Origin of the sequence: Ramlibacter henchirensis (assembly GCF_004682015.1) — a bacterium.
Taxonomy (GTDB): domain Bacteria; phylum Pseudomonadota; class Gammaproteobacteria; order Burkholderiales; family Burkholderiaceae_C; genus Ramlibacter; species Ramlibacter henchirensis.
Map to the genome: position 1 here is coordinate 72,476 of NZ_SMLM01000003.1, position 14,465 is coordinate 86,940.

Genomic DNA, 14,465 nt, shown 5'->3' on the forward strand with positions numbered 1-14,465 from the left:
AGCCGCCATGCTGTTCGAGCAGGTCGCCGCGGGCGGCTGCCGGTCCTACCTGGTCGGTTGCCCGGACACCTGCGCGGCCGCGGTGATCGATCCCGAGGCCAGCCAGGTCGATCGCTACCTCGCGCTCGCCGCGCGCGATGGCCTGCGCATACGCTACGTGATCGACACGCACACGCATGCCGACCACTTTTCGGCCGGCAAGCAGCTGGCGCGCAAGGTGGACGCGCCCGTGGTCATGCACCGCCAGAGCACGGTGCCCACCGTGGACATGCGGGTGGATGACGGCGACATGGTGATCGTCGGCAAGCTGCGCCTGCAGGTGCTGCACACGCCGGGCCATACGCGGGATTCGATGTGCCTGCACGTCGCGGACCGCGTCTTCACGGGCGATACCTTGTTGATCGGCGGCACCGGCCGCACGGACCTGCCGACAGGGGACTCTTCGGCGCTGTACGACAGCCTGTTCGGCAAGCTGCTGCGGCTCGATCCGGCCACGCTGGTTTTCCCGGCCCACGAGTACAAGGGGCGCGATCACACGACCCTCGGCCAGGAGCTGGCGAGCAACCCGCGCCTGCAGGTGCGGGAGCGCGAAGCGTTCATCGAGCTGATGTCCAGCCTCAACCTGGCCATGCCCGACCACATCACCGAAGCGCTGCGCACCAACCTCAGCGGCGGCAAGACCGTGGCGCAGATGCTGGCCGAGGCGGCGGCGACCGTGCCCTTCATGTCCATGCAGCAGTTGCAGCAGCGGATCGGCGCCCGCGATGACGAACTGATCGTCCTGGACGTTCGTGAGCGCGAAGCCTGGGAGGCGGGGCACATCCCCGGCGCTAGGCTCCTGCCGCGCGGGCAGCTGGAGTTGCGGGTGAACGAGGAGTTGCCCGATCCCACCAGCCGCATCGTCACCTGCTGCGAGTTCGGCCGCATCTCCACGCTGGCGGCGGCGACGCTGCGGGAGATGGGCTTCCAGCGCGCGGTGGCGCTGGATGGCGGGATGAAGGCCTGGCGCGAGGCGGGTTATCCCCTCGAGTCGGCGCCCGTACGGCACTGAGTGCGCCGGGCGCCACCGAACTGGAGCCGCCGTCGGGCTAGACGGCCGTCGCGCCGTCGATCACGGCGCTCACGCGCGAGATGCGGTTGGCCGGGAAGCCGCCCTTCTCGGCATGCTCTAGCACGTCCTTCTCGCTGTCCGCGATGTAGACGCAGTAGACCTTGTCGTCCGTGACGTAGCTCTGTTGCCAGTTCACGCGCGGCCCCATGCTGCGCAGCACGTCGCAGGATTTCTGGGCGACCGCCTGGAGCTCCTGGGGCGACAGCTTGCCGGCATTCGGGATCTCGCGCTCGATGACGTACTTGGGCATGGCGGTGTCCTTGGTGGTTGGGCGGCAAGTATGGTTCGCAACTGCCAAAAGCCAAGACGCACATTGCGTGCGCTGCAGCACTGCTCAGCGGGCAGCCGGATGCCAAGCCCGAACGTGGATCTCGATGGTGGAATGCGCCACGTCCGTGTGTGCCGACATCCAGCCGCGGACGGTGTCGGCCGTCAGGGTGGCGTCGTTCGTCACCGCCGTGAGGGCGCAGGAGTAGGCGGAGCGTCCCACGCGCCAGACGTGCAGGTCGACGATGCTCGTGCCGCTGTCCCGGCCGTTCGTCTCGACCGCGCGCCGGATGCCGTCGACGACGGGATGGTCCATCTCGCGGTCGAGTAGCACCTTGCCGGTCTGCACGATCAGCCCCTTGGCCCACAGGGCCACGAAGGCGGCGCCGAAGATGCCCATCAGCGGGTCGAGCCAGGCCCAGCCCCAGAGCCAGCCGCCCAGCAGCGCGATGATGGCCAGCACCGACGTTGCGGCATCGGTCACGACGTGCAGGTACGCGGACTTCAGGTTCAGATCCTCGTGGTGATGGGGATCATCGCCATGCAGATGCTCGTGGCCATCGTGCTCGTGCGCCGATTGCTCGTGCGCAAGGTGCTCGTGCGCATGGCCGTGATCGTGGCGGTGCGCCTTGCCGAGGATGAACGCCGAAGCAATGTTCACGACCAGCCCCAGAGCCGCGACGGCGATCGCTTCCCCGTACGCGATCGGTTCCGGCGAGAGCAGCCGTTCCACGGAACCGGCGAGCATGAGCGCCGCCACCGCAAGCAACAGGACCGCGCTCGTGAAGCCACCGAGCACCTCGATCTTCCAGGTACCGAAAGCAAAGCGGTCATCCCCGGCATGACGCCGCGCCGCCGCATAGGCGAACGCACTCAGCCCGATGGCGAGCGCATGCGTGCTCATGTGAAAGCCGTCGGCCAGCAGCGCCATCGAGTTGTAGAACCAGCCGGCCGCGATCTCCGCGGCCATCGTCAGGGCCGTCAGCCAGACGACGAGCCGGGTGCCGCTCTCGGCGCGGGCATTGCCGCGGTCGAACACGTGCTCGTGGCGCCACTCGCTCAGGTCATGCGTGTGCATAAGCTGCCCGATTATCCGGGCTCCCGCCCGCGCGAGGTCACGCAGACACAGCCGGGCGCAACTCTGGTACGGTGAAACTCAGTGCATCACCGGACACCGCCATGCCCAGCCGCATCGAGAAAGACACCTTCGGGCCGATCGAAGTTCCGGCCGAGCGCCTTTGGGGCGCGCAGACGCAGCGCTCGCTGCAGAACTTCGCGATCTCGGGCGAGCGTCAGCCGCGCGAGTTGATCCGCGCCTTGGTACAGGTCAAGCGCGCCTCGGCCGTGGCCAATCACCTGCTCGGGCTGATGGATGACCGCAAGGCCTCGGCCATCATCGCGGCGGCGGACGAAGTGCTCGGCGGGCGGCATGACGATGAATTTCCGCTCGTGGTCTGGCAGACGGGCTCGGGCACGCAGAGCAACATGAACGTCAACGAGGTCCTGGCCAATCGCGCCAGCGAGCTGCTGGGCGGCGCGCGCGGCGAGGCCCGGCTGATCCATCCCAACGACGACGTCAACCGCAGCCAGTCGTCGAACGACGTGTTCCCCACCGCCATGCACGTTGCGGCGGTGGACGCGATCCGCAACAAGCTGCTGCCCGCGCTGCAGAAGCTGAAGGGCACGCTCGCCGACAAGAGCGAGGCTTTTCGCGACATCGTGAAGATCGGGCGCACCCATCTGCAGGATGCGACGCCGCTCACGCTCGGCCAGGAGTTCTCCGGCTACGTGGCGCAGCTCGAACAATCCGACCGCCACCTGCACGCCAGCCTTCCCCACCTGTGCGAGCTGGCGCTGGGCGGTACCGCGGTGGGCACGGGGCTGAACGCACCTCCCGGCTACGCGGAGAAGGTGGCGCAGGAGCTGGCGCGGCTCACCGGGCTTCCATTCGTCACGGCGCCGAACAAGTTCGAGGTGATGGCCGCGGCCGATGCGCTGGTGCATGCGCACGGCGCGCTCAAGACGCTCGCGGCCAGCCTGATGAAGATCGCCAACGACATCCGCTGGCTGGCCAGCGGCCCGCGCAGCGGCATCGGCGAGCTCTCGATTCCGGAGAACGAGCCCGGCTCTTCGATCATGCCGGGCAAGGTGAATCCGACGCAGAGCGAGGCGCTGACCATGCTGTGCTGCCAGGTGTTCGGCAACGACGTCGCGATCAACTTCGGCGGCGCGTCGGGCAACTTCGAGCTCAATGTCTTCCGGCCCATGATCGCCCACAACTTCCTGCAAAGCGTGCGGCTGCTGGCCGACGGCATGAACAGCTTCAACGACCACTGCGCCGTGGGCATAGAGCCGAACCGCGAGCGCATCACGGAGCTGGTCGACCGGTCGCTGATGCTGGTGACCGCGCTCAACCCGCACATAGGCTACGACAAGGCGGCGCAGATCGCCAAGAAGGCGCACAAGGAGGGCACGACCTTGCGCGAGGCGGCGTTGGCCACGGGTTACGTGACTGCCGAGCAGTTCGACCAGTGGGTGCGGCCCGGAGACATGGTCGGCCCGCGCTGAGCGCTCACGCGGGCCGGGCGCGTTCGGCCCGGCGCCGCTCGCGCAACCAGCCGACGAGGACCGCGACGAGCGCGGTCAGCAGCAGCAGCGTGAAGACGCCCACGCCCCAGACGACCAGCAGCACCGCGGGCATCAGGTCTTCCAGCCAGCCGGCCGAGCCCTGCAGCATGCGGATGGCCCACTCGACCATCGGCGCGGCCGCCTCGAGCCACTCGCGCCAGGCGGTGCCCAGCCACGCTTCGAGCGCTGGCGGCAACTGGATCTCGCGGATCCGTTCGCTGACCTGCGACCAGGGCAAGGCGGCCAGCATCGTCCAGCCCAGCCACGACACCCACATCGTGGCGGTCCACAGCACCAGCAGCAGCAGGCCCACGGCCCAGACGGCGATCAGCATGGCGTTCTCCCGGTTCGTCTGATCCATGGACCCGCGGCGGCACGGCAGGGTTCCGCGCGCGCAAACGACAACGGCGCCCGAAGGCGCCGTTGTGTCCTCGCCGCGTGGCGGTCAGAGCGTGTCGATGAAGCTGCGCAGCTTGTCCGAGCGGCTCGGGTGCTTGAGCTTGCGCAGGGCCTTGGCCTCGATCTGGCGGATGCGCTCGCGGGTGACGTCGAACTGCTTGCCGACTTCCTCCAGCGTGTGGTCCGTGCTCATCTCGATGCCGAAGCGCATGCGCAGCACCTTGGCTTCGCGCGGGGTGAGCGAGTCCAGGATGTCCTTGACCACGTCGCGCAGGCCGGCCTGCATGGCGGCGTCGATCGGCGCGGTGTTGCCGGTGTCCTCGATGAAATCGCCCAGGTGGCTGTCGTCGTCGTCGCCGATCGGCGTCTCCATGGAGATCGGCTCCTTGGCGATCTTCATGATCTTGCGGATCTTGTCCTCGGGGATCTCCATCTTGGCCGCCAGGATGGACGCATCGGGCTCGAAGCCGAACTCCTGCAGGTGCTGGCGCGAGATCCGGTTCATCTTGTTGATGGTCTCGATCATGTGCACCGGGATGCGGATGGTCCGGGCCTGGTCGGCGATCGAGCGCGTGATGGCCTGCCGGATCCACCAGGTGGCATACGTCGAGAACTTGTAGCCGCGGCGGTATTCGAACTTGTCCACCGCCTTCATCAGGCCGATGTTGCCTTCCTGGATCAGGTCCAGGAACTGCAGGCCGCGGTTGGTGTACTTCTTGGCGATCGAGATCACGAGGCGCAGGTTGGCCTCGATCATCTCCTTCTTGGCCTCGCGCGAGGACGCCTCGCCCTCGTTCATGCGCTTGTTGATCTCCTTGAGCTCGTGCAGCGGCACCACCACGCGCGCCTGCAGGTCCATCAGCTTCTGCTGCAGTTCCTGGATCGGCGGGACGTTGCGGGCCAGCACCGTGCTCCACGGCTTGCCGGCGGCGGCCTGCTTCTCCACCCACTTCAGGTTGAGCAGGTTGGGCGGGAACTCCTTGATGAAGGTTTCCTGCGGCATGCCGCACTTGTCCACGATGATGCGGCGCAGCTCGCGCTCCTTCTTGCGCACGTCGTCGACCTGCGCGCGCACCATGTCGCACAGCTTCTCGATGGTCTTGGCCGTGAAGCGGATGGTCATCAGCTCCTCGGACAGGGCCTTCTGGCACTTCATGTAGCTGGGAGTGCCGTAGCCTTCCTTGTCGTAGACGCGGTGCACCTTCTCGAACAGCTCGGCGATGCGGCTGAAGCGCTCCAGCGCCTGCGCCTTGAGTTCCTCGAGCTTCTTGGTCAGCGCCTTGGAGCCGCCGTTGCCGTCGTCGTCGTCGTCCGCGTCGAACTCGTCGAAGTCCTCCTCGGCCACGTAGTCGTCGGCTTCGTTGGGGTTGGAGAAGCCGTCGACGATGCTGGAGATGACGACCTTGCCCTCGCGGATCTCCGCGGCCAGGCGCAGGATCTCGGCGATGGTCGCGGGCGAGGCCGAGATCGCCTCCATCATGGCCTGCAGGCCGCCTTCGATGCGCTTGGCGATCTCGATCTCGCCCTCGCGCGTGAGCAGTTCCACCGTGCCCATCTCGCGCATGTACATGCGCACTGGGTCGGTGGTGCGGCCGAATTCGCTGTCCACGGTGGACAGGGCGGCCTCGGCTTCCTCTTCGGCTTCCTCCTCGGTGGCGGCGGTGGGGCCGGTGTTTGTCAGCAGCAGCGTCTCGGCGTCGGGCGTCTGCTCGTACACCGCCACGCCCATGTCGTTGAGCATGGAGACCACGACCTCGAGCGTCTCCGCATCGACCAGCTTCTCGGGCAGGTGGTCGGTGATCTCGGCGTGGGTCAGGTAGCCGCGGGTCTTGCCGAGCTTGATCAGCGTCTTCAGGCGCTGACGCCGCTTGGTCATTTCCTCTTCGGTGAGGATGGTCTCGTCGAGGCCGAATTCCTTCATCAAGGCCCGTTCCTTGGCCTTGCTGATCTTCATGCGCAGCGGTTTGACCTTCTCCGCGGTCTCGGCGGCCGGCTCTTCGGAGAACTCGGCCTCGATGTCCGACAGGTCTTCGTCTTCCGCGGGCGCGGCGTCCGGCTTCTCGGCGCCGGCCTTGGGCTTGCGGCCGCGCTTTGCACCGGCGGTCTTGGCGGGCGCTTCGCTCTCGGCGGCGGCAGCCTTGGGCGGGCGGCCGGGCTTCTTCTTGACCGGCTCGTCGGCGGCGGTCACGGCCGCCTTCGCGGTCTTCTTGGGCTCTTCCTTGGCGGCGGCTTTGTCGGTCTTGGCAGGCGTGGTCTTGGTACTGCTGGGCACGGGCTTGGCTTTCGTGAGGGGCTTCGTGGCGGCCTCGGCTGCGGGCGCTGGAGTCTTGACGACCTTCAGCGCCGCCTTGGCGGGCGAAGCGGGTTTGACCGGTTTTTTCGCGCTGGGTTTCGCGGGCTGCTTGGGCGACGCAGGCTTCTGAGCGGGCATGAACGACCTCGGGCAAAGGAAACGGGATGCGCCACAACTACCCGGCGCGGGCGACGGAAGGCGCACGCATGACGCGCGCCTCCTACTGGGCAAGATGGGTGGGCGAACATTTGGAATGCAGTCCTTGCGGTGGAGTGGCGCTGTCGTGTCCGTCTGGATGCACGGTCGGCCGGGCCCGGAGGTGCTGCTGTCGCTCTTGCCGCTAGCAAACCCTACATTATATCTTTTCTTCGCGTTTTCAAGACCTTAGCGCGTGTTTCTGCTGCAACAGCGCCTGCTGCCTGCGGCTGAGTTCGAGCAGCCGGTCGACCCGCGACGGGTCGCTTTGCGGCACCTGGCTGGCCTGCTCGATCGCGGCGCCGACGACGTCCAGGTGGATCTCCAGCATCGACAGGCGCAGGTCCCTGTCGGTCGTGTCCAGGTCTTCCACCACGCGGCTGAGCGGCTGGCTGCCGTCGTAGGCCATGAGCTCCGTGGCGCGCGTCTCGAAGGCCTGGCCTCCCAGGCCGGCCTGGAGGGCGGCCCAGGGCTGGCCGCCATGTTCGTGCGTGGTGGCGTCGATCCAGGAGAACAGGTCGCCCAGCGGCGGCTGCAAGCCGCACAGGACCTCGTGGTCGTCATGGCCCAGCAGTTCCCACGCGCTGGAGTTGCGCAGGACCAAGCGGGCGACGGTCTCAGCGTACGCGATGGTCTTGGGCTTCACCGCCTGGCGCACCCCCGCGCCGTAGGCACGCTGCGGGCGGAAGCCGCGGGATGCGCGCGATCCCGAATGGCCCGGCACCCGCCACAGCTGGCCGAGCTCGTGCGTGCCCATCTGCGAACGCTCCGCGATGTCGGCGAACAGCTGGCGCTTGAGTGCGCCGTCGGGCAGCAGCGACCAGAGCGGGTGAGCAACCGTGAGCATGCGAGAGCGGCCCTCGGCCGTGGAGAGATCGCAGTCTTCCGCCGCGGCCTCGAGAAGGAAAACGCTCAACGGGACGGCCTGCCGCACGTAGCGCTGGAACTCCTCGCGCCCGAACTCGCGGATGAAGCTGTCGGGGTCGTGCTCCGGGGGCAGGAACAGGAACTTCACCGTGCGCACATCGGTGGCGTAGGGCAGGGCGCCGTCCAGCGCCTTGCGCGCGGCCCGCCGGCCCGCGGCGTCTCCGTCGAAGCTGAAGACGACGCTGTCGGTAAACCGGAACAGCTTGTGCACGTGCTCCGGCGTGCAGGCGGTGCCAAGCGTGGCCACCGCGTTCGGGAATCCGAGCTGCGCGAGCGCGACGACGTCCATGTAGCCCTCGGTCACCAGCACGAAGCCGGCATCGCGAACGGCATTGCGCGCTTCGTACAGGCCGTACAGCTCGCGCCCCTTGCTGAAGACCGGCGTCTCGGGCGAGTTCAGGTACTTGGGTTTCTCGTCCCCGAGCACGCGGCCGCCAAAGCCGATGCACTCGCCCTTGACGTTGCGGATCGGAAACATCACGCGGTCGCGGAAGCGGTCGTAGCGCTTGCCGTCTTCCTCATTCACGATCACCAGGCCGCTCTCGGCCAGCAGCGGGTCGTCGTATTCGGGAAAGACGCTGGCCAGGCTGCGCCATCCCGCGGGCGCATAGCCCAGGCCGAACTGCTTCGCGATCTCGCCGGACAGGCCTCGGCCCTTGAGGTACTCGATCGCGCGCTGCGATCCCTTCAGGTGCTTGCGGTAGGCCTGGCCCGCTTTTTCCAGGACGTCGCTGAGCGTGGCCTGCTTCTCGCGCTGCTGCGCCGCGCGCTCGCGGTCCTCGGGCGAGCGTTCGTCCTGCGGCACCTCCATGCCGTACTGGCCGGCCAGGTCCTTCACCGCGTCGATGAAGCCCATGCCGGCATGCTCCATCAGGAAGCCGATCGCGTTGCCGTGCTTGCCGCATCCGAAGCAGTGGAAGAACTGCTTGGTGGGGCTGACCGTGAAGGAGGGACTCTTCTCCGAGTGGAAAGGGCACAGCCCCGAGAAGTTGGCGCCCGTCTTCTTCAGCTGGACATGGCGGCCGACGATCTCGACCACGTCCGCGCGGGCCAGCAACTCCTGGATGAACGACTGGGGAATGGCCATCGGCTCGGTATTCTTACTTAATGGAGCCGCGATGCGGCCGGGCTTACGCTAGTGCCGCAGCCCGCCGGACAACACCAGGAGACACCGCATGCCCAGCATTTTCGACCAGGACCTGCCGCGCAACGCGGCGAATTTCGCGCCGATCTCGCCGCTGTCGTTCCTGGAACGGTCCGCCGAGGTCTACCCGCAACAGCTGGCCGTGGTGCATGGCGAGCTGCGCCGCACCTGGTCGCAGCTGTACTCGCGCTGCCGGCAGCTGGCTTCTTCCCTGAAGCGCCGCGGCATCGGCAAGGGCGACACGGTGTCCGTGATCCTTCCCAACACCCCGCCGATGGTGGAGGCGCATTTCGGCATCCCGATGGCCGGGGCCGTGCTCAATGCGCTGAACACGCGCCTGGACGCCGAAACCATCGCGTTCATGCTGGACCACGGCGAAGCCAAGGCGGTGATCGTCGATCCGGAGTTCGCACCGGTGATGAAGAAGGCGCTGGCGCTGCGCACGCGCAAGGCGCCGCTGCTGGTGGTCGACGTGGAGGATCCGCTGTTCACCGGCGCGGCCGAGCGGATCGGAGAGATCGGGTACGACGCCTTCGTCGCGCAAGGCGAAGCGGCGGACCCGTGGGAGCTGCCGGCCGACGAATGGGATGCGATCGCCCTCAACTACACGAGCGGCACCACCGGCAACCCCAAGGGCGTGGTCTACCACCACCGCGGTGCGGCGACCAACGCCGTTTCCAACATCCTCGAGTGGGACATGCCCAAGCACGCGGTGTACCTGTGGACGCTGCCCATGTTCCACTGCAACGGCTGGTGCTTCCCGTGGACGGTCGCGGCTCGCGCCGGCGTCAACGTGTGCCTGCGCCGCGTGGAAGCCAAAGCGATCATCGACGCGATCCGGCAGCACGGCGTGACGCACTACTGCGGCGCACCCATCGTTCACGGCATGCTGGTCAACGCGCCGGACGAAATGAAGCAGGGCCTGCCGCGCGGCGTGAAGGCCATGGTGGCGGGCGCCGCGCCACCGGCGTCGATGATCGAAGGCATGGAGCGCCTCGGCTTCGACCTCACGCACGTCTATGGCCTGACCGAGGTGTATGGCCCCGCAACGGTCTGCCCGAAGCACGAGGAGTGGGAGCAGCTGGACATCGGCGAGCGTGCGCGGCTGAATGCGCGCCAGGGCGTGCGCTACCACCTGCAGCAGGGCGCGCGCGTGCTGGATCCGGAGACGATGCGGCCCGTGCCCTGGGACGGCGAGACCATGGGCGAGATCATGTTCCGCGGGAACATCACGATGAAGGGCTACCTGAAGAACGCGAAGGCCACCGAAGAGGCCTTCGCGGGCGGCTGGTTCCACACGGGCGACCTCGCGGTGCAGTACCCGGACGGCTACATCAAGATCAAGGATCGCAGCAAGGACATCATCATCTCGGGCGGCGAGAACATCTCCTCGATCGAGGTGGAGGACGTTCTCTATCGCCACCCCGACGTGCTGGCCGCTGCAGTCGTGGCCCGGCCCGATCCGAAGTGGGGCGAGACGCCGTGCGCCTTCGTCGAACTGAAGCCCGGTGCCACCACCGGGGCCGAGGACATCGTGGCGCATTGCCGCAAGCACCTGGCGGGTTTCAAGGTGCCCAGGGCCGTGGTCTTCGGCGAGCTGCCGAAGACGTCGACCGGCAAGATCCAGAAGTTCGAGCTGCGCAAGCAGGCCGGCAGCGCCGACGCGATCGACGTCTGAGCCCGCGGCTCAGGTCTTCAGCGAGAGCCCGAGGCGCTCGATGATCTGCTTTTCCTTCTGGTACTGCTCGCGCATGAACTTCGTGTAGTCCTCGGTGTTCATGTAGATCACCGACTGGTCGTACTTCTCGAAGCTGGCCAGCACCGCGGGGTCTTCCGTCGTCTTCTTGAAGGCGTCGTGCAGGCGGCGCGTGACGGCGGGGTCCATGCCTTTGGGGCCGCCGATCCCGAAAGGCGAGTCCGACACCGTGTCGTAGCCCAGTTCGTTGAGCGTGGGCACGTTCGGCCAGCGCTTCGTGCGCTTCGATCCATACGTGGCCAACAAGCGGCAGGTGCCCGCATCGACGTGCGGGCCCCAGCCCGTCGCGTCACTGTGCGACATGACGTGGCCGCCCAGCAGCGCCTGCATGCCGTCGGCGTTGCCCTTGAACGGCACGTGCTGCAGCTTGATGCCGGCCTTCATGGCGAACTCCTCCACGGCCAGGTGCGGCGTGGTGCCGTTGCCAGTGGAGCCGAAGGTGAACTGGCCGGGGTTGGCCTTGGCGTAGTCGACCAGGTCCTTCACGGATTTGATCGGCGAGTCCGCGCGCACCACCAGCCCGAACGTGTAGCCGGTCAGCAGGGCGATGTAGGTGAAATCCGCCAGCGGGTCGAACTGCATCTTCTGCATGTGCGGAAGGCGCACCACGCCGATGGTGAGCTGCGATAGCGTGTAGCCGTCGGGCTTGGCGGTCAGCAGCTCGTTGGGACCGAGCATGCCGCTGGCGCCAGCCTTGTTCTCCACCACCATCTGCCCGCCCAGCGCCTTGGCTGCGCTGTCGGCGATCGCCCGCATCACCGCATCCGTCGAGCCGCCGGCGGGCCAGGGACAGATCAGCTTGATCGGCCGCGACGGGAAGGCTTGTGCGAACGCCAGTCGCGGCGCGGCGATCATGGCTGCGCCGGCGGCGATCGCCTTGTGGAAAGCACGGCGGGTGGAAACGGGTTGGCTCATGGCTGCCTCCTGTGGTCCCGGCAATCTAGACCGCGGCGCCAGCCTGAACCATGGGACAAGCCCGATTCGGGCAAGCCCTGTAACAGCGGCGCCCGGTCCCCGGTGCGCCGCACGATACTGGACTCATGAGCATGCTCAGCCCCGCGGCGTCGCAGGTGCTCGCCCACCCCGGCGAGTTCCTGCGGCGCGTGTTGCGCAACTTCGTGCGCAACCAGGGGCTGCTGCTGGCGGGAGCCGTCGCGTACTACGCGCTGCTCTCGGTGGTGCCGCTCCTGATCCTGGCGGTGATCTTCCTGTCGCACTACGTCGACAAGACCATGCTGCTGGAGACGCTCGGGCTCTATCTCGAGTGGCTGATGCCGGGCCAGTCGAAGGCGATCGTGAGCGAGCTCGCCACGTTCGTGACGCACCGGGACACGGTCGGCTGGGTGCTGCTGGCCACGATGCTGTTCTTCAGCTCACTGGCGTTCACGGTGCTCGAGAAGGCGATGTCGGTGATCTTCCTGCACCGGGTGGTGATCCGCCGCCGGCATTTCCTGGTGTCGGCGCTGCTGCCGTACTGCTACATCGTGTTCCTCAGTTTCGGCCTGCTCGTGGTCACGCTGGTCTCGGGCGGGCTGCAGTCGCTGGGGGACGAAAGCGTGGCCGTGCTGGGGCGGGAGTGGTCGCTCAGTGGGCTTTCGGGCGTGCTGCTGTACCTGCTCGGGTTCACCGGCGAGGTGTTCCTGCTCACCTCGGTCTACATGGTGATGCCGGTCGGGCGGATCACGTGGCGGCACGCGCTGCCGGGCGGCGCGACCGCGGCGGTGCTGTGGGAGATCACGCGGCACGTGCTGGTCTGGTACTTCAGCACGCTGTCGCAGGTGAGCGTGGTCTACGGTTCGCTGACCACGGCGATCGTGGTGCTCCTCAGCCTGGAGATCGCCGCCACCTTCCTGCTGCTGGGCGCGCAGGTGATCTCGGAGTACGAGCGCATCGACCGCAAGGAAGCGCAGGCCGGGGCCGCCCACTGAAGGCGGCCGCGTCCTTTCAGTCGCCCATCACGACGCCTTCGCGGCGCGGATCGGCGCCGCCGAACCAGAAGACCTGGCCGTGCGCCTGGCCGCGCGTGATCGCCTGCAGGCCGCTGGTCAGGGCCTGCTCACGCACTTCGGCGCCGCGCGCACGCAGGGCTTCCACGGTCGCGGGCGGGAAGCGCTTTTCCTCGAGCAGGGAAGGTCCGTTCAGCGAGGCGAAATTGGGCAGGTTGATGGCCTGCTGCGGCGTCATGCCCCAGTTGAGCGCGCCATAGATCGTCTTGGCCGTGAAGTGGATGATGAGCGCGCCGCCCGGGCTGCCGCCGCTCATCACGAGCGCGTTGGTCGACTTGTCGAACACCAGGGTCGGCGCCATCGAGGAGCGCGGACGTTTGCCGGGCTGGACGCGATTGGCGATCGGCTGGCCCTGCGCATCGGCGGGCGCGAAGCTGAAGTCGGTGAGCTCGTTGTTCAGCAGGAAGCCGCGCACCATCTGGCGCGAGCCGAACTGGTCCTCGATGGTGGTGGTCATCGCGATGGCGTTGCCGTGCGGGTCGACGATGCTGATGTGCGACGTGCCGTACTCCGGCTGCTCCGGCATCGGCGCATGGCTGGTGCGCACAGCCCCCGGCGTGCCGGGCTGCGCGACCTTCATGCTCTGGGGGCCGATCAGTCGCGCGCGCTGTGCCAGGTAGCCGGGATCGAGCAGCGACATCCAGCTGCCGCCGGGCGGCTGCACGAAATCCGGATCGGCGACGTACTGCCCGCGATCGGCGAAGGCGAGCCGGGAGGCCTCGGTGTACAGATGCAGCCAGTCCGGGCTGGGCAGGCCGTCCGCCAGCGGAAGCGAAGCCGCATTGGTGTTCGAGAGGATGCCCAGGATCTGTCCGATGGCAATGGCGCCTGAGCTCGGGGGCGGGAAGCCGCAGACGCGATAACCCTTGCCCTGCGCCTGGTAGTCGTGGCACAGCGGCGCCCGCTTCTTCGGCTGGTAGCCCGCGAGATCGGCCATCGTCAGCTTGCCGGGATTCGTGGGGTGCTTCTGGACCTTCTCGACGATGGCCTGCGCGATGTCGCCCTCGTGGAAGGCCTTCGAGCCTTCGGCCGCGATGCGCCGCAGGACGGCCGCGAGTTCAGGGTTGCGCCGCACGGAGCCGACGTCGATCGGCTCGCCGTCGGGCTTGTAGAAGTAGGCGGCCGCGACGGGGTCCTTCTTCAGGTGGGCTTCGGCCTTGAGCAGCGTGTTCAGTCGCGGGCTGACGCGGAAGCCTTGCTCCGCCAGCGTGATCGCGGGCTGGAACAGCACGGCCCAGGGCAGCCGGCCGTGCTGCTTGTGCGCCATCTCCAGCACGCGCACCGTGCCCGGCACGCCGACGGAACGCCCGCCGACGACACCTTCGTAGAACGGGACCGGCTTGCCGTCCGCCCCGACGAACAACTTCTCGTCGGCCGCGGCCGGCGCGGTCTCGCGGCCGTCAAAAGCCTCGACTTCGTTGCCCTTCGCATGCAGCAGGAAGGCGCCGCCCCCGATGCCGCTGGACTGCGGCTCGACCAGCGTCAGCACCATTTGCACCGCTACCGCCGCATCGATCGCCGAACCCCCGGCCTTGAGCACCTGGTAGCCCGCGTCGGTGGCCAGCGGATTGGCCGCGGCGACTGCGAACTTCTTCGTCGCCCAACCCGGCTTTTCGGTGTAGCCCGAAGGCGCCTCCGGCAGGACCGGCGGCTGGTAGCTGAAGTTGGTGGGCGTTGCGGCGCACGCGGCCAGCAGCGCGGCGAAGGCAAGGGCCGTGAACCTGGGTTTCATGGCGTCT

11 protein-coding genes are annotated in these 14,465 nt (G+C 67.6%); 4 read left to right on the top strand and 7 right to left on the bottom strand.

The features are described 5' to 3' along the window. The first annotated feature begins 7 nt into the window (after nt 1-7). Nucleotides 8-1,051, top strand: a complete 1,044-nt coding sequence (locus EZ313_RS18420) for an MBL fold metallo-hydrolase (protein ID WP_135264778.1) — start codon at nt 8-10, stop codon at nt 1,049-1,051. Between the two features lie 37 nt (nt 1,052-1,088). On the opposite strand, the gene EZ313_RS18425 is transcribed toward EZ313_RS18420, so the two are convergent. Continuing rightward, nucleotides 1,089-1,361 (bottom strand): DUF4242 domain-containing protein, encoded by a 273-nt coding sequence (locus tag EZ313_RS18425; protein WP_135264779.1) that lies wholly within the window; start codon nt 1,359-1,361, stop codon nt 1,089-1,091. An 84-nt stretch (nt 1,362-1,445) separates the two neighbouring features. After that, on the bottom strand, nt 1,446-2,456 hold the full coding sequence (dmeF, locus tag EZ313_RS18430) for a CDF family Co(II)/Ni(II) efflux transporter DmeF (protein ID WP_135264780.1): 1,011 nt from the start codon (nt 2,454-2,456) through the stop codon (nt 1,446-1,448). Nucleotides 2,457-2,557: 101 nt separating this feature from the next. On the opposite strand from dmeF, the gene fumC reads away from it, so the two are divergent. Then, complete coding sequence (gene fumC / locus EZ313_RS18435; RefSeq protein WP_135264781.1) at nt 2,558-3,946, top strand: class II fumarate hydratase; 1,389 nt, start codon at nt 2,558-2,560, stop codon at nt 3,944-3,946. Nucleotides 3,947-3,950: 4 nt separating this feature from the next. Here fumC and EZ313_RS18440 read toward each other — a convergent pair whose 3' ends face one another. The 3 genes from EZ313_RS18440 to dnaG form a co-directional block, all read right to left on the bottom strand. Further along, the gene (locus EZ313_RS18440) at nt 3,951-4,340 is read right to left on the bottom strand and encodes a hypothetical protein (protein WP_135264782.1); all 390 of its coding nucleotides are present in this window, start codon (nt 4,338-4,340) and stop codon (nt 3,951-3,953) included. Nucleotides 4,341-4,451: 111 nt separating this feature from the next. Beyond that, nucleotides 4,452-6,836, bottom strand: coding sequence for an RNA polymerase sigma factor RpoD (rpoD, locus tag EZ313_RS18445; RefSeq protein ID WP_135264783.1), 2,385 nt, complete (start codon nt 6,834-6,836; stop codon nt 4,452-4,454). A gap of 238 nt (nt 6,837-7,074) precedes the next feature. Further along, on the bottom strand, nt 7,075-8,907 hold the full coding sequence (dnaG, locus tag EZ313_RS18450; RefSeq protein ID WP_135264784.1) for a DNA primase: 1,833 nt from the start codon (nt 8,905-8,907) through the stop codon (nt 7,075-7,077). An 88-nt stretch (nt 8,908-8,995) separates the two neighbouring features. On the opposite strand from dnaG, the gene EZ313_RS18455 reads away from it, so the two are divergent. Continuing rightward, a complete protein-coding gene (locus tag EZ313_RS18455; protein WP_135264785.1) occupies nt 8,996-10,642 on the top strand; it encodes an acyl-CoA synthetase in 1,647 nt (548 codons plus the stop codon). Between the two features lie 9 nt (nt 10,643-10,651). On the opposite strand, the gene EZ313_RS18460 is transcribed toward EZ313_RS18455, so the two are convergent. Beyond that, complete coding sequence (locus tag EZ313_RS18460) at nt 10,652-11,635, bottom strand: tripartite tricarboxylate transporter substrate binding protein (protein WP_135264786.1); 984 nt, start codon at nt 11,633-11,635, stop codon at nt 10,652-10,654. 125 nt (nt 11,636-11,760) lie between these two features. Between EZ313_RS18460 and EZ313_RS18465 the strand changes: the two genes are divergently transcribed. After that, nucleotides 11,761-12,648: a YihY/virulence factor BrkB family protein gene (locus EZ313_RS18465; RefSeq protein ID WP_135264787.1), complete on the top strand. Its 888-nt coding sequence runs from the start codon at nt 11,761-11,763 to the stop codon at nt 12,646-12,648. 16 nt (nt 12,649-12,664) lie between these two features. Here the strand turns inward: EZ313_RS18465 and ggt are convergent, their stop codons facing one another. Then, complete coding sequence (gene ggt, locus EZ313_RS18470) at nt 12,665-14,458, bottom strand: gamma-glutamyltransferase (protein WP_135264788.1); 1,794 nt, start codon at nt 14,456-14,458, stop codon at nt 12,665-12,667. Nucleotides 14,459-14,465: the final 7 nt, after the last annotated feature.

What these genes read in the sequence shown, in the direction of transcription:
- EZ313_RS18465 (WP_135264787.1), top strand. Translation starts at nt 11,761, where the DNA reads ATGAGCATGCTCAGCCCCGCGGCGTCGCAGGTGCTCGCCCACCCCGGC.
- rpoD (WP_135264783.1), bottom strand. Translation starts at nt 6,836, where the DNA reads ATGCCCGCTCAGAAGCCTGCGTCGCCCAAGCAGCCCGCGAAACCCAGC.
- EZ313_RS18420 (WP_135264778.1), top strand. Translation starts at nt 8, where the DNA reads ATGCTGTTCGAGCAGGTCGCCGCGGGCGGCTGCCGGTCCTACCTGGTC.
- EZ313_RS18425 (WP_135264779.1), bottom strand. Translation starts at nt 1,361, where the DNA reads ATGCCCAAGTACGTCATCGAGCGCGAGATCCCGAATGCCGGCAAGCTG.
- dnaG (WP_135264784.1), bottom strand. Translation starts at nt 8,907, where the DNA reads ATGGCCATTCCCCAGTCGTTCATCCAGGAGTTGCTGGCCCGCGCGGAC.
- EZ313_RS18455 (WP_135264785.1), top strand. Translation starts at nt 8,996, where the DNA reads ATGCCCAGCATTTTCGACCAGGACCTGCCGCGCAACGCGGCGAATTTC.
- ggt (WP_135264788.1), bottom strand. Translation starts at nt 14,458, where the DNA reads ATGAAACCCAGGTTCACGGCCCTTGCCTTCGCCGCGCTGCTGGCCGCG.
- dmeF (WP_135264780.1), bottom strand. Translation starts at nt 2,456, where the DNA reads ATGCACACGCATGACCTGAGCGAGTGGCGCCACGAGCACGTGTTCGAC.
- fumC (WP_135264781.1), top strand. Translation starts at nt 2,558, where the DNA reads ATGCCCAGCCGCATCGAGAAAGACACCTTCGGGCCGATCGAAGTTCCG.
- EZ313_RS18460 (WP_135264786.1), bottom strand. Translation starts at nt 11,635, where the DNA reads ATGAGCCAACCCGTTTCCACCCGCCGTGCTTTCCACAAGGCGATCGCC.
- EZ313_RS18440 (WP_135264782.1), bottom strand. Translation starts at nt 4,340, where the DNA reads ATGCTGATCGCCGTCTGGGCCGTGGGCCTGCTGCTGCTGGTGCTGTGG.